At 60.2% G+C, this 19756-nt stretch carries 22 protein-coding genes and 1 pseudogene; 14 read left to right on the forward strand and 9 right to left on the reverse strand.

What is annotated here, in order from left to right:
* Positions 1-27: 27 nt before the first annotated feature.
* Positions 28-1143, reverse strand: a complete 1116-nt coding sequence (locus SSARUM_RS09875) for an AI-2E family transporter (RefSeq protein WP_048321484.1) — start codon at positions 1141-1143, stop codon at positions 28-30.
* A gap of 294 nt (positions 1144-1437) precedes the next feature.
* Here SSARUM_RS09875 and SSARUM_RS09880 point away from each other — a divergent pair, with 294 nt between their 5' ends.
* Positions 1438-1575 (forward strand): hypothetical protein, encoded by a 138-nt coding sequence (locus SSARUM_RS09880; protein WP_162837928.1) that lies wholly within the window; start codon positions 1438-1440, stop codon positions 1573-1575.
* Between the two features lie 64 nt (positions 1576-1639).
* On the opposite strand, the gene SSARUM_RS09885 is transcribed toward SSARUM_RS09880, so the two are convergent.
* Positions 1640-2851, reverse strand: coding sequence for an MFS transporter (locus SSARUM_RS09885; protein ID WP_048321485.1), 1212 nt, complete (start codon positions 2849-2851; stop codon positions 1640-1642).
* 227 nt (positions 2852-3078) lie between these two features.
* On the opposite strand from SSARUM_RS09885, the gene SSARUM_RS09890 reads away from it, so the two are divergent.
* Together SSARUM_RS09890 and SSARUM_RS09895 are read left to right on the forward strand one after the other, a co-directional pair.
* Positions 3079-3537: a hypothetical protein gene (locus SSARUM_RS09890; protein ID WP_048321486.1), complete on the forward strand. Its 459-nt coding sequence runs from the start codon at positions 3079-3081 to the stop codon at positions 3535-3537.
* A 99-nt stretch (positions 3538-3636) separates the two neighbouring features.
* Positions 3637-4053 (forward strand): DUF2000 domain-containing protein, encoded by a 417-nt coding sequence (locus SSARUM_RS09895; RefSeq protein WP_049212527.1) that lies wholly within the window; start codon positions 3637-3639, stop codon positions 4051-4053.
* Between the two features lie 12 nt (positions 4054-4065).
* Here the strand turns inward: SSARUM_RS09895 and SSARUM_RS09900 are convergent, their stop codons facing one another.
* Positions 4066-4416 carry a GFA family protein gene (locus SSARUM_RS09900; RefSeq protein WP_033646361.1) on the reverse strand — a complete coding sequence of 117 codons (351 nt, stop codon included), beginning with the start codon at positions 4414-4416 and terminating at the stop codon, positions 4066-4068.
* Between the two features lie 140 nt (positions 4417-4556).
* Between SSARUM_RS09900 and SSARUM_RS09905 the strand changes: the two genes are divergently transcribed.
* From SSARUM_RS09905 to SSARUM_RS09915, 3 genes are all read left to right on the forward strand, one after another.
* The gene (locus SSARUM_RS09905) at positions 4557-4766 is read left to right on the forward strand and encodes a hypothetical protein (protein WP_025160266.1); all 210 of its coding nucleotides are present in this window, start codon (positions 4557-4559) and stop codon (positions 4764-4766) included.
* A 151-nt stretch (positions 4767-4917) separates the two neighbouring features.
* Complete coding sequence (locus SSARUM_RS09910) at positions 4918-6012, forward strand: SMP-30/gluconolactonase/LRE family protein (RefSeq protein ID WP_223182003.1); 1095 nt, start codon at positions 4918-4920, stop codon at positions 6010-6012.
* Positions 6013-6056: 44 nt separating this feature from the next.
* Positions 6057-6701 carry a Qnr family pentapeptide repeat protein gene (locus SSARUM_RS09915; RefSeq protein ID WP_060429928.1) on the forward strand — a complete coding sequence of 215 codons (645 nt, stop codon included), beginning with the start codon at positions 6057-6059 and terminating at the stop codon, positions 6699-6701.
* A 6-nt stretch (positions 6702-6707) separates the two neighbouring features.
* Here SSARUM_RS09915 and SSARUM_RS09920 read toward each other — a convergent pair whose 3' ends face one another.
* Complete coding sequence (locus tag SSARUM_RS09920) at positions 6708-7109, reverse strand: hypothetical protein (protein WP_039567110.1); 402 nt, start codon at positions 7107-7109, stop codon at positions 6708-6710.
* A gap of 560 nt (positions 7110-7669) precedes the next feature.
* Here SSARUM_RS09920 and cspE point away from each other — a divergent pair.
* Together cspE and SSARUM_RS09930 are read left to right on the forward strand one after the other, a co-directional pair.
* Entirely contained in the window at positions 7670-7882 is a 213-nt protein-coding gene (gene cspE / locus SSARUM_RS09925; protein ID WP_033638238.1) for a transcription antiterminator/RNA stability regulator CspE, read from the forward strand.
* Positions 7883-7996: 114 nt separating this feature from the next.
* A pseudogene (locus tag SSARUM_RS09930) lies at positions 7997-8075 on the forward strand.
* A gap of 213 nt (positions 8076-8288) precedes the next feature.
* Here the strand turns inward: SSARUM_RS09930 and SSARUM_RS09935 are convergent.
* Positions 8289-8966, reverse strand: a complete 678-nt coding sequence (locus SSARUM_RS09935) for an isochorismatase family protein (RefSeq protein ID WP_016928046.1) — start codon at positions 8964-8966, stop codon at positions 8289-8291.
* Between the two features lie 253 nt (positions 8967-9219).
* On the opposite strand from SSARUM_RS09935, the gene SSARUM_RS09940 reads away from it, so the two are divergent.
* Together SSARUM_RS09940 and budC are read left to right on the forward strand one after the other, a co-directional pair.
* Entirely contained in the window at positions 9220-9648 is a 429-nt protein-coding gene (locus SSARUM_RS09940; protein WP_033638240.1) for a universal stress protein, read from the forward strand.
* A gap of 315 nt (positions 9649-9963) precedes the next feature.
* Complete coding sequence (gene budC, locus SSARUM_RS09945) at positions 9964-10719, forward strand: meso-2,3-butanediol dehydrogenase (RefSeq protein WP_025302549.1); 756 nt, start codon at positions 9964-9966, stop codon at positions 10717-10719.
* A 43-nt stretch (positions 10720-10762) separates the two neighbouring features.
* On the opposite strand, the gene SSARUM_RS09950 is transcribed toward budC, so the two are convergent.
* Genes SSARUM_RS09950 through puuD form a run of 4 tightly spaced genes read right to left on the reverse strand, consistent with a single transcriptional unit; the run spans position 10763 to position 14882 of the window.
* On the reverse strand, positions 10763-12043 hold the full coding sequence (locus SSARUM_RS09950) for an NAD(P)/FAD-dependent oxidoreductase (RefSeq protein WP_282494666.1): 1281 nt from the start codon (positions 12041-12043) through the stop codon (positions 10763-10765).
* An 11-nt stretch (positions 12044-12054) separates the two neighbouring features.
* Complete coding sequence (gene puuC, locus SSARUM_RS09955; RefSeq protein ID WP_049234411.1) at positions 12055-13551, reverse strand: aldehyde dehydrogenase PuuC; 1497 nt, start codon at positions 13549-13551, stop codon at positions 12055-12057.
* Between the two features lie 15 nt (positions 13552-13566).
* Positions 13567-14124, reverse strand: coding sequence for an HTH-type transcriptional regulator PuuR (gene puuR / locus SSARUM_RS09960; RefSeq protein WP_033638246.1), 558 nt, complete (start codon positions 14122-14124; stop codon positions 13567-13569).
* The gene (puuD, locus tag SSARUM_RS09965; protein ID WP_043147308.1) at positions 14121-14882 is read right to left on the reverse strand and encodes a gamma-glutamyl-gamma-aminobutyrate hydrolase; all 762 of its coding nucleotides are present in this window, start codon (positions 14880-14882) and stop codon (positions 14121-14123) included. Before puuD ends, puuR begins: the two co-directional genes overlap by 4 nt.
* A gap of 219 nt (positions 14883-15101) precedes the next feature.
* On the opposite strand from puuD, the gene SSARUM_RS09970 reads away from it, so the two are divergent.
* The 4 genes from SSARUM_RS09970 to SSARUM_RS09985 all read left to right on the forward strand — a co-directional run bounded on the left by SSARUM_RS09970 (position 15102) and on the right by SSARUM_RS09985 (position 19530).
* Positions 15102-16520 carry a glutamine synthetase family protein gene (locus SSARUM_RS09970; protein ID WP_033646355.1) on the forward strand — a complete coding sequence of 473 codons (1419 nt, stop codon included), beginning with the start codon at positions 15102-15104 and terminating at the stop codon, positions 16518-16520.
* Positions 16521-16828: 308 nt separating this feature from the next.
* Positions 16829-18199 (forward strand): APC family permease, encoded by a 1371-nt coding sequence (locus SSARUM_RS09975; RefSeq protein ID WP_060418467.1) that lies wholly within the window; start codon positions 16829-16831, stop codon positions 18197-18199.
* Positions 18200-18290: 91 nt separating this feature from the next.
* Positions 18291-19184, forward strand: a complete 894-nt coding sequence (gene yddG, locus SSARUM_RS09980; RefSeq protein ID WP_060418468.1) for an aromatic amino acid DMT transporter YddG — start codon at positions 18291-18293, stop codon at positions 19182-19184.
* A gap of 73 nt (positions 19185-19257) precedes the next feature.
* Complete coding sequence (locus SSARUM_RS09985) at positions 19258-19530, forward strand: hypothetical protein (protein WP_004941292.1); 273 nt, start codon at positions 19258-19260, stop codon at positions 19528-19530.
* The last annotated feature ends 226 nt before the right edge of the window (positions 19531-19756 follow it).

Genomic DNA, 19756 nt, shown 5'->3' on the forward strand with positions numbered 1-19756 from the left:
GCCCCTGCGTGATTCGCTGCGGGAGGTTTACTCCACCGCGTCGGGATGATTTTTGCCTTCCTCGATAAACGCTTCGTCGATCTCTTCGATGTTCTCCTCGCTGTCGCGGCCGGACAGAATGTTCCAGCAGGCGATGAACAGCGCGGCGATCAAGGGGCCGATGACGAAGCCGTTGATGCCGTAGATCTCCATGCCGCCCAGGGTGGAAATCAGGATCAGGTAGTCCGGCATTTTGGTGTCTTTGCCCACCAGCAGCGGGCGCAGAATGTTGTCCACCAAGCCGATCACCACCACGAAGAACACTACCAGGAAAATGGCTTTCCACAGCATGCCGGTGGCGAAGAAGTAGATCACCGCCGGCACCCAGATGATGGCGGAGCCTACGGCCGGGATAATCGACAGGAACGCCATCAGCGCGCCCCACAGCAGGCTGCCGTCGATGCCGGTAAAGTAAAACGCCAGCCCGCCGAGCGCGCCTTGCACCACGGCGACCACCACCGTGCCCTTGACGGTGGCGCGGGAGACGGCGGCGAACTTCACGAACAGGTGGTGTTTTACATGCTGGGAGAGCGGCAGCGCTTCGAGCGCCAGGTTCACCAGATAGGGGCCGTCTTTCAGCAGGAAGAACAGCAGGTAGAGCATCACGCCGAAGCCGACGACGAAGTTGAAAGTGCCCTTGCCGATCAGGAAGACGCTGCCCGCCAGATATTGCCCGCCCTTGAGCGCCACCTCGGAAAGCTGCTTTTGTATCTCGGCGGCGCTGTTGAGGTTATGTTCCGCCAGGAAGCGCTGCGCCCAGCCGGGCAGGTGGCGCATAAAGTCCGCCAGCATGGCCGGCAACTGGCTGTTGTTGGTCTGCAGCTTGGTGTAGATCACGTTGAATTCCATCGCCAGCGACGAGGCGATGATCGCCAACGGCGTGAACACGATCAGGCAGATCAGCGCCACCGTCAGCAGCGACACCACGCCGTTGCGTTCGCCGACGTACTGCTTCAGTTTCTTTTTTACCGGATGGAAAATCACCGCCAGAATGACCGCCCACAACACCGAGGAGTAGTAAGGCCCCAGCACGTCGAAAAAGGCGGCGGTAACGATGAACAGGATCAGAATAAAGAATCCCTTGGAAATGCCTTTAGACATCATAGTCGTCCCTCAAAAGATGAATTTTCAGCATAGATGAACTGAATGAAAACAACACTATCATCACCTTTACTTAACCGGTAGGGGATTTTTAGTGGCGTATTCCATAGGGTTATTAAGGGCAAGGCGGGCGCCGCAGGGTGAACAGGCGGCGGCGTGAGAAAAGAAAGAGGGCTAAATAATTAACAAAATTTATCGATTGTGTTTCATTTTGTGAGCCGCACTTGCCGCCTGCGCCAGGCTTTCCTAGTGTTGATGAGGGCGGCCGTTCGCCCGATACCACGAAGGAGTATGCAAATGACTGAACACAAACGACTCGGCGTCATCGAGAAGACGCTACTGATCGCCTTTGCCGGCTTGCTGGTGTATTTCGCGGCCACCGGCGCCTTGTCATTGTCGGGTCTCGATCATCATTGGCCTTATCCTTCGCGATAGGTAGGCACCTGCACCAGGGAAAATTCAGCACCGCTTATAACAAACAAAACCACCTTTCTGCTTATCACCCCGCCTTATGCCGCCGGCTGAGAAAAGCCAGCGCCAACAGCGCCCCTGACACGGCCGCCGCCAGCACCAGCCAGGCCGGGGCCGCCCAACCGGCTGCGGCCACGATGGCGCTCAGCGCAACCGGGCCGATCACCTGGCCGAGATAGTTCCCCTGCATCACCAGCCCCAGGCTCAGCGGCAGCAGCGTCGGTTCCGGCGTCGCCGCCGGCGTGGCGGCCAGAATGGTGGCGGGCAGCATGCCGGCGATGGCGCAGAACAGGAAACACAGCGGGATCAGCAGGGCGTTGGGCGTTATCGGCAAGAAAATGCCGATGCCGAAGACGCCGATGATCAGGCTGGTGGCCGCGAGCAGGCTACCGGCGCGCAGACCGCGCGACAGCAAGAGCCCGGCGGCGAGGTTGCCGATGATGTTCGCCGCCACCGCCGCCGCGCTGATACCGCCGGCGGCCGCCAGCGACAGGCCGATGCGCTGCATCAGGAAGATCGGCAGGAAGGTCATCACCGAGAAAAATTGCAGGTTGTAGGTGGCGAACATCAGCGCCAGCAACAGCGGCCGGCGCGCACTCAGCAGGGTGGCCAGCGCTTGCCGCAGCGGCAGCGACGGGGTGTGAGCGTTGGCGGTGCGGCGGGACGTGGTCAGCGGCAGCAGCAGGGCGGCCAGCAGCGTCAGCGCCGCACCGGCCTGCCAACTCTGCTGCCAGCCGGCGAGATGGGGGCCGAAAAACAGCGAAATGGCGATGCCCGCCGGCATGAAGGTGCTCCAGATGCCGAACACCAGGCTGCGCTGCGCCGGGGCGACGATGCGGTTCAGCACCGCCGGCGAGGCGACCACCACGATCACGAAGCCGAGGCCTTCGACAAAGCGGCTGACGATCAACCCGCTGAAGTCGTGCAGCGCGGCGCCGGTAAAGCTGGCGGCGCTGATGATCAGCAGCCCGAGCGCCAGCAGCCGCCGGTCGCCCCAGCGGCGCACCAGCAGCCCGGCGGCGATGCCGCCGAACACCCCGACGAAGGGAAAGGCCGAAATAACCCAGCTCAGCGCTTCGAGCGAACGGCCGAACTCGGCCTGCAGCGCCGGTAGCGCGATGGTGGCCTTGCCCACGTGCAGCGCCGCGGCGATGCCGGCGAACAGCACGTTGATGACGGCTAGCCAGGGCGTGGCGGCGGGGAGAACGCGGTCGATGGCGTCCGGTTTAATCGCGGTCATAACACTCTCCAGTGGCGGTAACGCCATCACTATGTGCTCTTGCAACGGCTGAGGTCGTTCAAATGCTGCGCTATCACGCGGGGAAATTATTCATTTCGAGCTTTATTGCGCGCCTTCGTTGTTTGGTTCGCCAGCGTGCCGCCCGGCGTGGACGCGGGTCCCCCTGCAGCGGTTTACTGTTCCGGCACGCAGCAGGCGTGTTGAATTCATTTTATAAGGAGCAGTGTATGTCAGAGATGATGAACGAAAGTGGGGCGCCGGCCATTGAATGGAGCTATGGCGGCCGGGGTGATGATATCAGCAGCAGCCTGAGCCTCGACACGGTTGAGGAGCAGCCGCTGGGTTTCTTGATGACGGTCGATCGGCCGGTGCAGATCTTTAAAGACGCGCTGTCGCCGATGATGGCCTTTGTCACGCTGCTGCGCCCGCTGTACGTCAAAACGAGCGAGGGTTTCCAGTACGTGCCGGTTTCCAACCCCTGGACCGACGTGCAGCGCCTGCCGGCCAGCGCAGGCTATCTGGGCGTACAGGTCAACGCCGGGCTGTTCTTCCACGGCGCCAAGCCGACGCACTATAAAGATCGCGACGGCCAGATGAAACCGATCGACGGCGGCACGCTTTTGCAGCACATCACCGTGCTGCATCAGGTGGCGCAGCCGCTCGGCCCGGGTGAAGGCGCCGTCTGAGCCGGCAGCGTTATCACAGGGGCCGGACGCGGCCCCTTATCGTGCCTTGAAACCGTGCGCCGGTTGGGTAAAACTGGCTGCCTATTCAAGGAGAAGAGTATGTACAGCGACAACGAGAAAAAGTTTTATATCATCCTCAACCGCAATCACGAACCGGCCACGCTGTTTAACGCTTCCTGCCATCTGACGGCGGGCATCACCGATCTGATCGAACAGCGCCAGTTTCACCACTACCCGAGCAGCCTCGACGGCGTCAGCGCCAATATGAGCCACTATCCGATAGTGATCCTGCAGGCTAAAAACAGCAGCCAGCTCAGCAACCTGATCCTCAAATGCAAGGAGGAGGGCGTACTGTCCAACTTCTTCACCACCACCATGCTGTCGCACTCCGCCGAACAGCAGATCGCCGACACCGCCAACACCCCTTACGAACAACTGGATTTCGTGGCGGTGGCGCTCTACGGCGACGCCGAACAGCTTAAGCCGCTGACCAAGAAGTTCTCCGTCTACCGCTGAAAAAGCGGAATCTCAGATGCTGGCGCCGTCGTAACTGTGGATCTGCAACGCATCCAGCGCGACGTCAGGCACGCAGCGCAGGTTGACGGCGCACATCGCGGCGCCGTCCGGCGCGGTGCCGTAGGCGAAGGGCTGAGCGCCGCAGACTCGGCAGAACTGATGGCGGATCTTGTGCTGATTGAAGGTGTAGGCGCTGAGCTGGTCCTGGCCGCTGTTGAGCGTGAAAGCGCTGATGGGGAAGAACGACAGCAGCAGCCCTTTGCGGCGGCAGATCGAACAGTTGCAGCTGAGGGCCTCGGTGGGCAGTTCGGCGTCCACGGAGAAGGTGACGGCGCCGCAGTGGCAGCTTCCCTGGAATGGCATGGCGATGGTCCTGTAGCAGGGGGCGTGTTTGCCCAGTATAGTGCAATTTATCGTCACTCGGCCGCGCAGGGCCTGGTTTCCTTAGTAAATGCGCGGTTTTCTGGTAGGTTAGAGGTTAACGTCATCAAAAGGAGATCGCGATGTTAGAACATTACTATCCGGCCAATATGGGCGCCAAACCGGTCACGGACGAACAGCATAAACGGCTGGTGGCGGTGCAGGCGGCGCTGGAACTGATCAAGGCCACGCTGTCGGATACCAACGACGGCAACGGCGTGGACTTCCAGCTGAAGGCGGCGGAGAAGCACATCGGCCCGATGGCCGACGCCATTCAGGAAGCCCTGAAGTAACGGTTCGCCGTCGCCTCAACCGCCCGCCCGGGCGGTTTTTTTTGCGCCGATTACTGCGATTTTTTTAGTAGCGCATTGCCTTTTTCCCGGCTGGTGCCGTGAGCGGCGCGATCCTACTCTAGCGATCCGAGTCCTCATCAGGATCATGCTTATGTTCCGCTTCTGCCTCTTTTCTTTCTTGTTGCCGCGGCGCCGACGCCTCACCCAGCTTGCCGGCGCCGCGCTGTTTCTCAGCGGCGTCATGCAGGCGCAGGCCACGCAGCGCATCGAATTCTCGCCGGATGCCGCCGGCGCCTACCCTGAAGGCATCGCCTGGAATGCGCGCGCCGGCGCGTTCCTGGTGTCGTCCCTGCGTGGCGGGCAGCTCGGCCTGGTCTACCCGGATGGCCGCTATCGGCGCTTTTCCACCGGCAGTGGACTTATCACCACCTCCGGCATGCTGGTGGACGCCGAGCGCAACCGGGTGCTGGTGTGCAACGAAGACGTGGGCGTATCCCTCAACTCAGCCTCCGGCACGCGCAATCGCGTGGCGCAGGTGCTGGAGTTCAATCTCGATACCGGCGCGCTGCAGCAGACGTACGATCTTTCATCGTTAAGCCGTGGGCCGACGCTGGCCAACGATCTGGCGCTCGACGCGCAGGGCAATATCTACGTGACCGACAGCTTCCAGCCGCAGATTTACAAGATTGACCGGGCAACGCGCCAGGTGTCGATTCTGGTGCGCTCGGCGCGTTTGATCCCCGCCGACGCCCCCGCCGCAGCGCAGGGCACGCAGCCTTATCTCAACGGCATCGTGTATCATCCGGATGGCTATCTGATTGCGGCGGACTACACCCGCGGGCTGCTGTGGAAGGTGACGCTGGATAACGCGCCTGCAATAAGTGAAATCAGGCTGCCGCAGCGGCTGAAAGGGCCGGACGGGCTGCGGCTCAAAAACGCCCATGAATTGGTGATCGTACAGTCTTTTCCGGGGAGAAAAGGGGGCATGTCCGGCAACGTAACGCTGCTTTCCTCGAACGACGGCTGGGCCAGCGCGCATATCACGGCGGTCGCCACGCCGCCGGAATTGGATGGGCCGACCGGCGCCGCGCTGCGCGATGGCGAAGTGTGGGTGGTCAACTCCCGTTACCCCCGTTTGTTTGCCGACGTCGCTCAGGCGGAGAGCGTCAGGACATTCAGCATCGTCAAGGTGGCGTTAGAGCGGAGGCCCGCCGATCGGCGACGGTTGCCAACCCTGCCGGAATAGGATTAAATGCCGCACTGACTGTATAAATAAACAGGTGCGCTGCGATGAGTCTGATGTTGAAGGGTGAAAAGATTGACCGTAACCGCTTTACCGGCGAGAAGATTGAAAACGGCAGCTTTATGCTGTGTGATTTTTCGGGCGCCGATCTGACCGGCACCGAGTTTATCGGCTGCCAGTTTTACGATCGTGACAGCCGACAGGGCGGCAATTTCAGCCGTGCGATACTGAAAGACGCCAGCTTCAGAAGCTGCGATTTGTCGATGGCCGACTTCCGCTACGCCAGCGCCCTGGGGCTGGAGATCCGCGAATGCCGCGCGCAGGGCGCCGATTTTCGCGGCGCCAGTTTTATGAACATGATCACCAGCCGCATCGGGTTTTGCAGCGCCTATATCACCAAAAGCAACCTGAGCTACGCCAACTTCGCCAAGGTGGTGCTGGAGAAATGCGAGCTGTGGGAAAACCGCTGGTACGGCGCACAGGTGCTCGGCGCCAGCTTCAGCGGCTCCGATCTGTCCGGCGGCGAGTTCTCCGGATTCGACTGGCGCGCCGCCGACGTCACCCAGTGCGATTTGAGCAATGCGGAACTGGGCGAATTGGATTTACGCACCACCGATCTGCAGGGCGTCAAAATGGACAGCCACCAGGCCGCGCAGCTGCTGGAGCGGCTGGGGATCGCGATCGTCGGCTGAGAGGGGTTAAGGCGATGATTGGGCAAATAAGCGATTGAAGGCTTTATCCGCGTCTACCGGAATGCGGCGTTGCATTACCGGGATAGTGAAGCGCGGATCCTGTGAGAGGTGGCGAGCTTGCTCGTTGAGCGGCACGACGGCGATGGCCAGATTGTCGTTGGCCTGCATAACGCCTTCCTGTTCGAACAAGGCGAACACCGGTGCGGTGTGCGCAGTACCCAACGAGCAAGCCGAAATCCAATAGTGCCCGTCTTGGGCAAATTTGCACTGTGCCGTTTGCAGGCTAATTGCGCTGATCTGTTTGGCGATCAAGGCATTCGCGTTTTCCACATAGCTTGGTGGTGCCGGCTGGCAGCCTGCCAAACTGAGTGTCAGCACAGCTAGCGTCAGTGTTCTTTTGCCAATCATAGCCATCCTTGAGGTCATTTCCTGCGAATATAAATAATTATCGTAGCAACGATAATGTACCCGTGTCGAGAACAGATTGATTTATTAAGTTTTTATGGCTTTTTCATGACGATTAAGCGCTTATCCCTGTTTTTATAGCAGAGAGCGCTTTCGCGTGAAGGGAAGAACATAACGCGGAAGCGGCGGCTATTTGCGCTTTCATAGTCAGCCCCGGTGCTGTGATCTTTGGCGATCAGCGCTGCGAGTCTAGCTGTTCGTTGTGTTTCACTCCGCCCGTAGCGACAGGCGTCAGCGGCCTTTTGCGATAATAAATTTATGAGCCATATGAATATAATTTAAAATATATCTTGCTTAAATAACTCAGCCGTGTGTAAATAGCGTCATCGGTTTGTAGTACAGACCTTATGAAAGCAGTTTTAGTAAAGCAGTTCTCAGTATTAGCGATATCCATCAGATACCTCTTTTTCCGCGAATTTTCTTCTCTAGTGCCCCATAAGTTTCCAATAAAAACAGACCTCTATCGCCCTATGGCGTCGCAAAAATATAAAGGAAATATCTCTATGTCTACTAAAATGACTGGTTTGGTAAAATGGTTTGATGCAGGTAAAGGCTTCGGCTTTATCACCCCGGCAGACGGCAGCAAAGACGTGTTCGTACATTTCTCTGCTATCCAGAGCAACGATTTCAAAACGCTGGACGAAGGCCAACAGGTTGAGTTCACTATCGAAAATGGCATGAAGGGCCCTTCTGCCGGCAACGTGGTCGCGTTATAATTTTCGGCCGAGGTCCGATTTCTTACGACAGCGATGAGGGTTTAAGCCGGAGCAGTTAAGAAATAACGTCCTCAGCCTGAATAAACTCCGGGTTCGCCCGGAGTCTTTACCAATACGTCATTAGCTCAGCAGGAAGAGCGGCAACGAAATTATCCGTTGGCGGACTGGGGTTCGATTCCTCGATGACGTTCCAATAATTAATTATTATTGGCAACAGAAAAACAGATTGCCACAGAATTAATAACGCCGCGTTTCAGTCTATTTTTCTGTTGTGAAAAAGTCGCGCTTAGGCTGCGTAATGTTGGAGTGTTGGATGGACGCTTACGCCATAACATGACAGCCGGGAAAGTCACCGGCACGCGATTAATAGCCCCGGCCTTGGCCGGGGTTTTTTATGCCCGCGATCTTAACGCTGGGAGTCCAGCAGTTCGTTGTTTTTCACTACGTCCTGCGCTTTGAGGTAGCTCTCGATCAGCAGTTGATAGGCCGGGAAGATTTTGGTGTAAACCTCGGCCCACTGCTGAGCGTCGGCGCGGTTCCAGCTGCCCTGCAGCTCCGAGGCCACGCCGGCGGTGTCGATCGGCACCACGCCGGCCTGCACCACGCGCGCCAGGGTGATTTCCTGCGCCATTTTCGAGTAGGTGCCGGAGGCGTCGATCACCGCGAACACTTTATAGCCTTCGGCCACCGCGCTGATGGACGGGAAGGCCATGCAGACGCTGGTGATGGTGCCGGCGATGATCAGCGTCTTGCGGCCGGTGGCTTTGACCGCCGCCACGAAGTCCGGGTTGTCCCAGGCGTTGATTTCCCCTTTGCGGGCGACGTATTGCGCGTGCGGCGCATTCTGATGGATTTCCGGGATCAGCGGGCCGTTCGGGCCCTGCGGCACTGAAGCGGTGGTGATCACCGGCAGTTTGCTGAGGGTGGCGATGCTGGCCAGGGCGGCGGCGCGGGCGCGCAGTTCGGTCATCGGCATGTCGGCGACGGTCTGGAACAGGCCGCTCTGGTGGTCGATCAGGAGCATGACCGCGTCATTGGCATCAATAACAGGACGCTGGCCGTTGAAGTTGGCTGGAGTGCTCATGGTTTTTTCCTTCTCTTGTCGTGAGGTCAATGGGTATCTGCTTTGATTGATAAGGCTGAAACTCAGCGCTTGTCTACAGTGTAGGGAGGGGAGAAAAATCCGGTAGACCGCAAAGGCGGGATGCATCGTTCCACAGATGGAACGATTGCGAGACAGGCGAGCGAACCGGCGCTGGGCTAAACTTAAGGTGCATGAGAAACATGCGGCAAGGAGCGCCATCCTGTTTACGGAGTTGACGAGGAGGGCCGCCATCATGGCTTATCGGCATATCGTTGTCGCCACGGATCTCAGCGAAGACGCCGAGTTCCTGCTGGGCAAGGGCGCCAGGCTGGCCGCCGCGCTCAATGCCCAACTTTCCCTGATCTATATCGACATTCATCGCGCCGGTTATTACGTCGATCTGGGCGTGGGCGATTATAACTACACCGATCGCACCTTTTCAGAGCGGGTGAAGAATATGCTCAATGCGATCAAAGGGCAGTCGTCGTATCCGGTTGAAGAGGTGATCGTCAGCCGCGGCGCGTTGACGGAGGAACTGAACCGGGTGGCGAAGGAGAAAGGGTTCGATCTGGTGATCTTCGGCCACCATCACGATGTCTGGAGCCGACTGGTCTCTTCGGCGCGTCAGGCGATCAACGAGCTGAACGTCGATCTGCTGGTGATCCCCATCGAGAAAAAATAGTCGCGGCCGCCTGCGGGCGGCTGCCGTTTTTCATTCACATCGCTTATCTCTGAGCGGCCATAACCGCCTATCCGCAATAGTCCCGCTGGCTGACAATCCGCCTTGAAAATAGTGACAGGCCGGAATTTTATTCTATCCATCAATGTGTTGGCCAAAATCCGATAAAGGTTAACCCAGCGCATTGAAATCACTGACATACCTCCTTTTGGTTAATAAACCGCACGTTTTGACTGGCGCTCAGGGGAGGGGCGTCTTATCCTCGGGGCAATGAGATTTGTATGACTTATATAAATACGTTCACATGGAGGAGGTCTCATGCGTTTTGACAATAAAGTCGTGGTTATCACCGGTGCGGGCAATGGCATGGGGGAAGCGGCGGCGCGGCGGTTCTCCGCCGAGGGCGCCATCGTGGTGCTGGCCGACTGGGCTAAAGAGGCGGTAGACAAGGTTGCTGCTTCGCTGCCGAAGGGCCGGGCGATGGCGGTGCATATCGACGTGTCCGATCACGTCGCGGTTGAAAAAATGATGAACGAGGTGGCGGAAAAACTGGGCCGCATCGACGTCCTGCTGAACAACGCCGGCGTACACGTGGCCGGCAGCGTGCTGGAAACCAGCGTCGACGACTGGCGCCGCATCGCCGGGGTCGATATCGACGGCGTGGTGTTCTGTTCCAAATTCGCCTTGCCGCACCTGCTGAAGACCAAGGGCTGCATCGTCAATACCGCGTCGGTGTCCGGTCTGGGCGGTGACTGGGGCGCGGCCTACTACTGCGCGGCGAAAGGCGCGGTGGTCAACCTGACGCGCGCCATGGCGCTGGACCACGGCGGTGACGGCGTGCGCATCAACTCGGTCTGCCCGAGCCTGGTGAAAACCAACATGACCAACGGTTGGCCGCAGGAGATCCGCGACAAGTTCAATGAGCGCATCGCGCTGGGCCGCGCGGCAGAGCCGGAAGAAGTGGCGGCGGTGATGGCGTTCCTGGCCAGCGACGACGCCAGCTTTATCAATGGCGCCAACATCCCGGTCGATGGCGGGGCGACCGCCTCGGACGGCCAACCGAAGATCGTTTAAGCGTTAACGCACAGGCCCGGTCAGGATGACCGGGCCTGCTGTTTTAGACGCCGATGCGGTCGCGCAGCGTGTAGTAGGCCGCGCCGATGGCGGTGAACGGGATCTGCAGATTGCGCCCGCCGAAGAACGGCAGGTGCGGCAGCTTGGCGAAGGCGTCGAAGCGTTCGGCGTCGCCGCGCATCAGCTCGGCGATCAGCTTGCCCGCCAGATGGGTACAGGTCACGCCGTGGCCGCTGTAGCCCTGCATGTAGTACACGTTATTCTCCAGCCGGCCGAACTGTGGCATGCGCGACAGCGTCAACAGGAAGTTGCCGGTCCAGCGATAGTCGATACGCACCCCTTTCAGCTGCGGGAAGGTCTTCAGCAATTTTGGCCGTATCAGGTTGTCGATGTCGTCCGGATCGCGCGCGCCGTACACCACGCCGCCGCCGTACAGCAGGCGATGATCGGCGGTGATGCGGTAGTAATCCAGCAGGTAGTTACAGTCTTCCACGCAGTAGTTCTGCGGGATCAATGCCTGCGCGATCTCCGGCGCCAGCGGCTCGGTGGCCACCACCTGAGTGCCGCACGGCATGCTGCGCTTGGCCAGCCGCGGCTCCAGCTTGTCGCCCAGATAGGCGTTGCCGGAGACGATGACGAAACGCGCCTTCACCTGGCCGTTGGCGGTGCTGATCAGCGCCGGTTCGCCGTGGCGGATGTTCGTCACCGCCGATTGCTCGAAGATGCGCCCGCCCTGCAGGCGGATCGCCTCGGCCTCGCCCAGCGCCAGATTGAGCGGATGGATGTGGCCGCCGCTGTGATCGAGCAGTGCGCCGACGTAGCGATCGCTGGCAACCTCCTGGCGCACCCGGTCCGCATCGAGCAGCTCGAGCTGGGTATTGCCGTAACGTTCCCAGTTGCGTTTTTGCTCGATCAACGCATGGAACTGCTTGTTGTTCAGCGCGGCGAAGATGCCGCCGGGGCGATAGTCGCAGTCGATGGCGTAGCGGCTGATGCGGCTGCGGATGATCTCCGCGCCTTCAAACATCATGCTGCCGAGCAGGCGGGCGCTTTCCGCGCCGTAGCGCTCTTCAATCACATCGATGTCGCGGCTGTAGGAGTTGACCAACTGGCCGCCGTTGCGGCCGCTGGCGCCGAAACCGATGCGCGCCGCTTCCAGCACCACCACGTCGTAACCGGCTTCCACCAGGAACAGCGCGGAGGAGAGGCCGGTATAGCCGCCGCCGATCACGCAGACGTCGCACTCGATCGATTCGTTCAGTTGCGGATAGGGCTGATGTGCGTTGGCCGTGGCCGCATAGTAGCTTTTTACGTGTTCAGTCATGAGATAAGCCCTTATTCCAGCGAGATCCAGGTGGTTTTCAATTCGGTGAACTTGTCCAGCGCGTGCAGCGATTTGTCGCGGCCGTTGCCGCTCTGCTTGTAGCCGCCGAACGGCACGGTCATGTCGCCGTCGTTGTAGTTGTTGACGAACACCGTGCCGGCTTTCAGCTGGCGCGCCATGCGGTGCGCACGGGCCAGATCGCGGGTCCAGACCGCGGCGCCGAGGCCGTAGTCGCTGTCGTTGGCCAGCTGCAGCGCCTGTTGCTCGTCGTCGAAGGTAGTCACCGCCAGCACCGGGCCGAAGATTTCATCGCGCGCCACGCTCATGGCGTTGTTCACCTGGGTGAGGATGGTCGGCCCCAGATAACCGGCGTGGTCGCCCTGCGGATGGTCGCGCCCGTCGAGGAACAGCGCGGCGCCCTGGCTGAGCCCTTGATCGATATAGCCGGCCACTTTCTCGCAGTGGCCGCTGTCGATCAGCGTGCCCATCACCGTGTCGGGATCGAGCGGATCGCCAGGAGCGAAGGCCGCCGCGTGTTTGCGCAGCGCCTGTAGGAATTCCTGCTGAATGCTCGCCTCTACCAGCAGGCGAGTGCCGGCGATGCACACCTGCCCCTGATTATAGAAGATGCCGGCGGCAGCGCTGCGGGCGGCCTGATCCAGATCCGGGCAGTCGGCGAAGACGATATTGGCGCTCTTGCCGCCGGCCTCCAGCCAGACGCGTTTCATGTTCGATTCGCCGGCGTAGATCATCAGCTGCTTCGCCACCGGCGTGGAGCCGGTAAAGGTGAGGGCGTTGACGTCGCGGTGCAGCGCCAGCGCCTTGCCGGCGTCGTGGCCATAGCCGGGCACCACGTTCAGCACGCCGTCCGGTAGCCCGGCCTGCTGCGCCAGTTTGCCGAGCAGGATGGCGCTGAGCGGCGATTTTTCGGAGGGTTTGAGCACCACGCTGTTGCCGGCGGCCAGCGCCGGGCCGAGTTTCCAACAGGCCAGCAGCAGCGGGAAGTTCCAGGGCACGATGGCGCCGACCACGCCGATCGGCTCGCGCTCGATCAGCGCCAGCGCCTCGCGGCCGGTGGGGGCGATTTCGCCGTAGACCTTATCGATCGCTTCGGCGTACCAGCGGATGCAGCGAATGGCGCCCGGCACGTCGTCGCGCAGGCTGTGGCGAATCGGTTTGCCGGTGTCCAGCGTTTCCAGCAGCGCCAGCTCTTCGTGATGCTGCTCCATCAGATCGGCGAAGCGCAGCAGCGTGGCTTTGCGCTGCGCCGGGGCGGCCTGCGCCCAGTCGCCGCGTTCAAAGACGGCGCGCGCCGCGCTGACCGCCCGATCGATGTCGGCGGCTTCGCCGCGCGCAACCTGCGCCAGCTCACGGCGCCCGGCGGGATCTTCCACGGCGAAAAATTTCCCCGCGGCGGCCGGCTGGTAGCGGCCGTCGATAAACAACCGGTGCTCAATCTTCAGGGTCTGCGCCCGTTGTTGCCAATACTGCAAATGGTGAAAGTTCATGCCTGGCTCCGTTGATCAGAATGTCGTCGGCGTATGGGCGCTGATAATCCGGCAAATGCGCGCCGACGTGTTGCTGAAACTGTGGGGGATGCCGGTATTGATGGCGTAGCTCTGCCCGGCCAGCAGGTGATAGCTCTGGCCGTTGACCTGCAGCACCACTTCGCCCTCCAGCAGCGTGCCGATCTCTTCCCCCTGATGTTTGATGCGCTCGCCGGTGGTGGTGCCCGGTTCGTAGGTCTCGATCATCATCGCCAGCGTGCGGTTCGGGTCGCCGTTGTGGATCAGCTTCATCGAAACGCCCTGGCTGCCGATTTCGATCAGATCGTCACTGCCTATCACGATCTGCGGCTCCGCCGGTTTTTCCGGCTCGGCGAAAAACGCCGACAGCGACAGACCGTATACCGTCAGCAGCTTTTGCAGCGTACTGATGGCCGGGCTGACCTTATCTTGTTCGATAGTGCTGATGGCGCTGTGGGTTAACCCAGACAGTTCGGCGACCCGGCGCTGCGACAACCCTAATTGTTGACGGATCTGCGACAGACGTTTTCCCGGTGCCAAGCTGACGTCGCTCATGGGCGTTTTTCCTTTTGATAGTTCCGACAGGCGGTGATGAAACCATCAAACAACAGGCGCGACAGGGCGTACTCGTCGCTGTTCCACTCCGGGTGCCACTGCACGCCGAGCGCGAAGGGCTGATCGCGCACGCTGATCGCCTCCACCAGCCCGTCGGCGGCGTGCGCCTCGATGCGCACGCTCGCGCCCAGGGTTTTGGCGCCCTGGCCGTGCAGCGAGTTCACCCAGAATCTGTTGCAATCCGGTATCAGTTGCGAAAGCAGCCCCCCTTCCTGAACGATGACTTCGTGGGCGGGGGCGTATTGCTGTTCCAGCGGCAGGTCGTGGTCTTCACGATGCTCCAGCAGCTCGGGTAGTTCGTACAGGCGGCGGTGCAGGGTGCCTTGGGTGGCGACCACCATCTCCTGCATGCCGCGGCAAATGGCGAAAAGGGGAATGCGCCTGTCGAACGCCTGGCGGATCAGCGCCAGGCTCAACGCGTCTCGGCCAGGATCGGCGTCAGGCTCATCGCCGTTTTCACCATAAAGGTGCGGCTGCACATTACTGGGGCTGCCCGGCAGCAAAATGCCGTCGAGTCGCGGCAGCAGTTCCGCCAGCATTTCCGGCTCCGCCAGCGCGTGCGGCAGGGCGATCGGCAGGCCGCCGGCGGCGATAACGGCATTCAGGTACTTTTCTTGCAAGGTCTGTGTGAGGTGCCCGTTTAACCTATACCTGCACATGACGACGCCGATGACTGGTCTGTTAAATATATTGTCCATGCTATCCCCTTGGTACGTTCGAAATTATGAACGATAAGCATCTCCACCGCCGATTTCGTTCAATATTCTATAAATCTAGCAGTCGATTGGGCAATATTCAAACCAAAAGTAACACTTGCAAAACAAATTTGTTTCATCTACGTTTCATTTGTGGGCATTATATTGAACAAGACGGTCAATAAACATCGACGACAGCAAAACACAAACGGCGGGTGAACCATGCAGACCAACATCGTAGAAGTGGAAAACTTTGTTCAGCACAGTGAAGAGAGACGAAGTAGCGCGTTCCAGCGCGAAGTGAAGAAGTATCTGGAACGTTATCCGTTAACCCAACATGTCGACGTACTGTTGACCGATCTGAACGGCAGCTTCCGCGGCAAACGCATCCCGGTCGGCGGCCTGAACAAACTTGAGAAGGGCTGTTACTTCCCGGCGTCGGTATTTGCGATGGATATTCTCGGCAACGTCGTAGAAGAGGCCGGGTTGGGGCAGGAGCTGGGCGAACCGGATCACGTGTGCGTGCCGGTGCCGGGCACGCTGACGCCGTCGGCGGCGGACCCGCAATATATCGCGCAGGTGCTGCTCACCATGCTGGATGAAGATGGCACTCCCTTTGACGTTGAACCGCGCAATGTGCTGAACCGAGTGTGGCAGCGCTTGCGTCAGCGCGGGCTTTCCCCCGTGGTAGCGGTAGAGTTGGAGTTCTATCTCATCGATCGTCAACGCGACGCGGAGGGCTATCTGCAGCCGCCGTGCGCGCCGGGCACGCAAGAGCGCAACACCCAAAGCCAGGTGTATTCCGTCGATAACCTCAACCATTTCGCCGACGTGCTGAGCGAGATCGACGAACTGGCGCGTTTGCAGGGCATTCCGGCGGACGGCGCGGTGGCGGAGGCGTCGCCGGGGCAGTTCGAGGTCAACCTGCACCATACCGACGACGTGCTGCAGGCCTGCGATCACGCGCTGGCGCTGAAGCGGCTGGTGCGCATGGTGGCCGAGAACCACAACATGCAGGCGACCTTTATGGCCAAGCCGTATGAGGAACACGCCGGCAGCGGCATGCACGTGCACATCAGCATGCTGAACGCGCAGGGCAACAACGTGTTCGCCGACGACGATGGCGAAGATTCGGCGCTGCTGAAACAGGCGCTGGCGGGCATGATCGCCCTGATGCCGTCTTCGATGGCGCTGCTGGCGCCGAACGTCAACGCCTACCGCCGCTTCCAGCCCGGCATGTATGTGCCGACCCAGGCCTCTTGGGGGCATAACAACCGCACCGTGGCGCTGCGCATTCCCTGCGGCGATCGCGACAACCACCGCGTGGAGTACCGCGTGGCGGGCGCCGACGCCAACCCTTATCTGGTGATGGCGGCCATTCTGGCCGGCATCGTCTACGGGCTGGAAACCGCGCTGCCGCTGCCTGAGCCGGTGACCGGCAACGGGCTGGAGCAGGACGGGCTGCCGTTCCCGATCCGCCAGAGCGACGCGCTGTACGAGTTCGAACATCAGCCGGTGCTCAATGCATTGCTGGGCGAACGTTTCAGCCACGTCTATCTGGCCTGCAAAACCGATGAGCTGGTGCAGTTCGAGCGCCTGATCACCGAAACCGAAATCGAGTGGATGCTGAAAAACGCCTGATCCCGCTCACCCTGCGACTACCGCGCGCGTCCGGCGCATTTCATCGGCTCTCCTGTGGCCGGTGAGGCTGCGCGCTGCGGTACTGAATTTCTTCTATCACGGCGTACAGGACGCCGACGAGGAAATAACCATGACTCAGTCATTCCCATGCGCAGACGTTTGCCTGTGCCGCAGTGCCTACGGGCCGGTCGCCGGCCGCCCGACAGTGACCTCAACCCGTTTTACCCGCCGCCTGAGCAGCAGTTTCCCCGCGGCCTCTCTGAATGACGTTGCACGGTTGACAGCAGAGGACCAAGAGGGGAAATGCCATGACGATTAAAGCCACCGACGGCGGCCCGGCGGGCAAACCGCAGCTGCGCAAATCCCTCAGGCTGTGGCAGGTGGTGATGATGGGCCTTGCCTATCTGACGCCGATGACGGTGTTCGATACCTTCGGCATCGTCTCCGGCCTCACCGACGGCCATGTGCCGACCTCCTATCTGCTGGCGCTGGCCGGCGTGCTGTTCACCGCCATCAGCTACGGCAAACTGGTGCGCCAGTTTCCTACCGCCGGCTCCGCCTACACCTATGCGCAGAAGGCGATCAACCCGCACGTCGGTTTTCTGGTGGGGTGGTCATCGCTGCTCGATTATCTGTTCCTGCCGATGATCAACACGCTGCTGGCGAAGATTTACCTGACCGCGCTGTTCCCGGAAGTGCCGCCCTGGGTGTGGGTGGTGGGCTTCGTTATCCTGATTACCGCCATCAATCTGAAAAGCGTCAATCTGGTGGCCAACTTCAATACCCTGTTCGTGCTGGCGCAGGTGGCGATCATTCTGGTGTTCATCTACCTGGTGGTGCGCGGCCTGCACAACGGCGAGGGGATGGGCACGGTGTGGAGCCTGCGGCCGTTCCTCAGTGAGAATGCGCACCTGCTGCCGATCATTACCGGCGCCACTATCCTGTGCTTCTCGTTCCTCGGCTTTGACGCGGTCACCACGCTGTGCGAAGAGACGCCCGACGCCGCCAAGGTGATCCCGCGCGCCATCTTCCTGACCGCGCTGTATGGCGGGGTGATCTTTATCAGCGTGTCGTTCTTCATCCAGCTGTTTTTCCCGACCATTCAGCGTTTCCACCAGCCCGATGCCGCGCTGCCGGAGATCGCGCTGTACGTCGGCGGCAAGCTGTTCCAGTCGATCTTCCTGTGCGTGACCTTTATCAACACGCTGGCCTCCGGTCTGGCGTCGCACGCCAGCGTGTCGCGCCTGCTGTACGTGATGGGGCGTGACAACGTGTTCCCGGAGAAATTCTTCGGCTACATTCACCCTAAATGGCGCACGCCATCGCTGAACGTGCTGATGGTCGGGCTGGTGGCGCTGTCGGCGCTGTCGTTCGATCTGGTGACCGCCACGGCGCTGATCAACTTCGGCGCGCTGGTGGCCTTTACCTTCGTCAACCTGTCGGTGATCAGCCACTTCTTCATTCGCGAAGGGCGCAACAAAAGCTGGAAGGATCGCTTCAACTTCCTGTTCCTGCCGCTGGTGGGGGCGCTGACGGTGGGGGTGCTGTGGCTGAACCTGGAGAAGAGCTCGCTGACCATGGGGCTGATCTGGGCGACGCTGGGCTTCGGCTATTTGGCCTGGCTGACCCGGCGTTTTCGCCAGCCGCCGCCGCAGCTCGAGCGGCAGCCGCAGCAATAAACTCACAGGCGGGAATTTCCCGCCTTTCTTTTTGGCGCGTGCGGCAGTAGAGTGAAAAACCTGATAAAAAATAACCCATTGGACCCGCCTTATGCCCGCTTTACCCTCGCGTACCCGCGCCACGCTGTTCGGTTTGTTGGCCATTGTGCTGTGGAGCAGCGTCGTCGGCCTGATTCGCAGCGTCAGCGAAGGGCTGGGGCCGATCGGCGGCGCGGCGATGATCTACAGCGTCAGCGCGGCGTTTTTGCTGGTGGCGCTCGGCGTGCCGAAATGGCGCAGCTTTCCGCGGCCTTATCTCATCGTCGGCAGTCTGCTGTTCGTCAGCTACGAGATCTGCCTGTCGCTGTCGCTCGGCTACGCCAATACCCGCCTGCAGGCGATAGAAGTGGGCATGATCAACTACCTGTGGCCCTGTTTCACCGTGCTGATGGCGCTGGCGCTCAACGGCCAAAAGGCGAAATGGTGGCTGCTGCCGGGGCTGCTGCTGTCGCTGTTCGGCATCGGCTGGATCATGAGCGGCGAGGGCGGCTGGTCACCGGCGCAGATGCTGGCCAACGTGCGCAGCAATCCGCTCAGCTACGGGCTGGCGTTCAGCGGCGCGGTGATCTGGGCGCTGTACTGCAACCTGACCAAGAAGATCGCCCAGGGCAGCAACGGCGTGGTGCTGTTCATTGTGCTGACCGCGCTGGCGCTGTGGCTTAAATATGCCTTCAGCGCGGAAAGCGGCATGCAGTTCAGCGCCGGCGTGACTGTGACGCTGCTGTGCGCCGGGGTGGCGATGGGGGCGGGGTATGCCGCCTGGAACGTCGGCATTCTGCACGGCAACATGACGCTGCTGGCGACCGTCTCTTATTTTACCCCGGTCCTGTCGGCAGTGTTCGCCGCGCTGGTGTTGCACACCTCGCTGACCGTCAATTTCTGGCAGGGCGTGGCGATGGTCACTCTCGGCTCGCTGATCTGTTGGCGGGCAACCCGTGGAAATTAACGGAAATTATCCGCCGTCGGCGCAATGTTGAACTAGAATTTAACTAGCCATGTTGCCTGAAGGAACGACGACGATGAGAAGCGACATTCAATTTATTCAACAACCCGAAATCGACGTGCATCACTACGAGCGCGGCGATACCGTGCGCCTGACCACGGCGAATCTGCGGCATGAATATCAGCTCGACGTTTATATTTTGCGCCGCGACGACAAGCTGATTTACGGCTCGGTCGTCGCGGCGGCGCCCAAGACCGATATCCCGGTCGCCAGCTGGGAGGTGAAAAACGGCGAAGAGGTGGCGTTCCGCCAGGAAAACATCGCCAAGGCGGTGCCGGCGGTGAACTGATTTCGCTTTGCGTATTTTTTACTGATTTTATGAAGGCCGACGTTTATACGTCGGCTTTTTCTTTGCCGCGGCTCAATGGCGGGCAGGTGACGCCCTGATGACAGTTGGCTCAAAAACTGCGCTAAAAATCGATGTGCATGACAAAAATCACAACGAATGTGAATTTGAATGAAACATAATTTGACAAATGTGAACGCAATCGATTACCTATTCGCGAAATGCGTAA

The sequence above is a fragment of the Serratia sarumanii genome, assembly GCF_029962605.1.
GTDB classification, from domain to species: Bacteria; Pseudomonadota; Gammaproteobacteria; order Enterobacterales; family Enterobacteriaceae; genus Serratia; species Serratia sarumanii.

What these genes read in the sequence shown, in the direction of transcription:
- puuC (WP_049234411.1), bottom strand. Translation starts at nt 13,551, where the DNA reads ATGAACTTTCACCATTTGCAGTATTGGCAACAACGGGCGCAGACCCTG.
- SSARUM_RS09950 (WP_282494666.1), bottom strand. Translation starts at nt 12,043, where the DNA reads ATGACTGAACACGTAAAAAGCTACTATGCGGCCACGGCCAACGCACAT.
- SSARUM_RS09890 (WP_048321486.1), top strand. Translation starts at nt 3,079, where the DNA reads ATGTCAGAGATGATGAACGAAAGTGGGGCGCCGGCCATTGAATGGAGC.
- SSARUM_RS09885 (WP_048321485.1), bottom strand. Translation starts at nt 2,851, where the DNA reads ATGACCGCGATTAAACCGGACGCCATCGACCGCGTTCTCCCCGCCGCC.
- SSARUM_RS09905 (WP_025160266.1), top strand. Translation starts at nt 4,557, where the DNA reads ATGTTAGAACATTACTATCCGGCCAATATGGGCGCCAAACCGGTCACG.
- SSARUM_RS09910 (WP_223182003.1), top strand. Translation starts at nt 4,918, where the DNA reads ATGTTCCGCTTCTGCCTCTTTTCTTTCTTGTTGCCGCGGCGCCGACGC.
- SSARUM_RS09940 (WP_033638240.1), top strand. Translation starts at nt 9,220, where the DNA reads ATGGCTTATCGGCATATCGTTGTCGCCACGGATCTCAGCGAAGACGCC.
- cspE (WP_033638238.1), top strand. Translation starts at nt 7,670, where the DNA reads ATGTCTACTAAAATGACTGGTTTGGTAAAATGGTTTGATGCAGGTAAA.
- puuR (WP_033638246.1), bottom strand. Translation starts at nt 14,124, where the DNA reads ATGAGCGACGTCAGCTTGGCACCGGGAAAACGTCTGTCGCAGATCCGT.
- SSARUM_RS09880 (WP_162837928.1), top strand. Translation starts at nt 1,438, where the DNA reads ATGACTGAACACAAACGACTCGGCGTCATCGAGAAGACGCTACTGATC.
- SSARUM_RS09920 (WP_039567110.1), bottom strand. Translation starts at nt 7,109, where the DNA reads ATGATTGGCAAAAGAACACTGACGCTAGCTGTGCTGACACTCAGTTTG.
- SSARUM_RS09935 (WP_016928046.1), bottom strand. Translation starts at nt 8,966, where the DNA reads ATGAGCACTCCAGCCAACTTCAACGGCCAGCGTCCTGTTATTGATGCC.
- yddG (WP_060418468.1), top strand. Translation starts at nt 18,291, where the DNA reads ATGCCCGCTTTACCCTCGCGTACCCGCGCCACGCTGTTCGGTTTGTTG.
- SSARUM_RS09895 (WP_049212527.1), top strand. Translation starts at nt 3,637, where the DNA reads ATGTACAGCGACAACGAGAAAAAGTTTTATATCATCCTCAACCGCAAT.
- puuD (WP_043147308.1), bottom strand. Translation starts at nt 14,882, where the DNA reads ATGGACAATATATTTAACAGACCAGTCATCGGCGTCGTCATGTGCAGG.
- SSARUM_RS09975 (WP_060418467.1), top strand. Translation starts at nt 16,829, where the DNA reads ATGACGATTAAAGCCACCGACGGCGGCCCGGCGGGCAAACCGCAGCTG.
- budC (WP_025302549.1), top strand. Translation starts at nt 9,964, where the DNA reads ATGCGTTTTGACAATAAAGTCGTGGTTATCACCGGTGCGGGCAATGGC.
- SSARUM_RS09875 (WP_048321484.1), bottom strand. Translation starts at nt 1,143, where the DNA reads ATGATGTCTAAAGGCATTTCCAAGGGATTCTTTATTCTGATCCTGTTC.
- SSARUM_RS09915 (WP_060429928.1), top strand. Translation starts at nt 6,057, where the DNA reads ATGAGTCTGATGTTGAAGGGTGAAAAGATTGACCGTAACCGCTTTACC.
- SSARUM_RS09900 (WP_033646361.1), bottom strand. Translation starts at nt 4,416, where the DNA reads ATGCCATTCCAGGGAAGCTGCCACTGCGGCGCCGTCACCTTCTCCGTG.
- SSARUM_RS09970 (WP_033646355.1), top strand. Translation starts at nt 15,102, where the DNA reads ATGCAGACCAACATCGTAGAAGTGGAAAACTTTGTTCAGCACAGTGAA.
- SSARUM_RS09985 (WP_004941292.1), top strand. Translation starts at nt 19,258, where the DNA reads ATGAGAAGCGACATTCAATTTATTCAACAACCCGAAATCGACGTGCAT.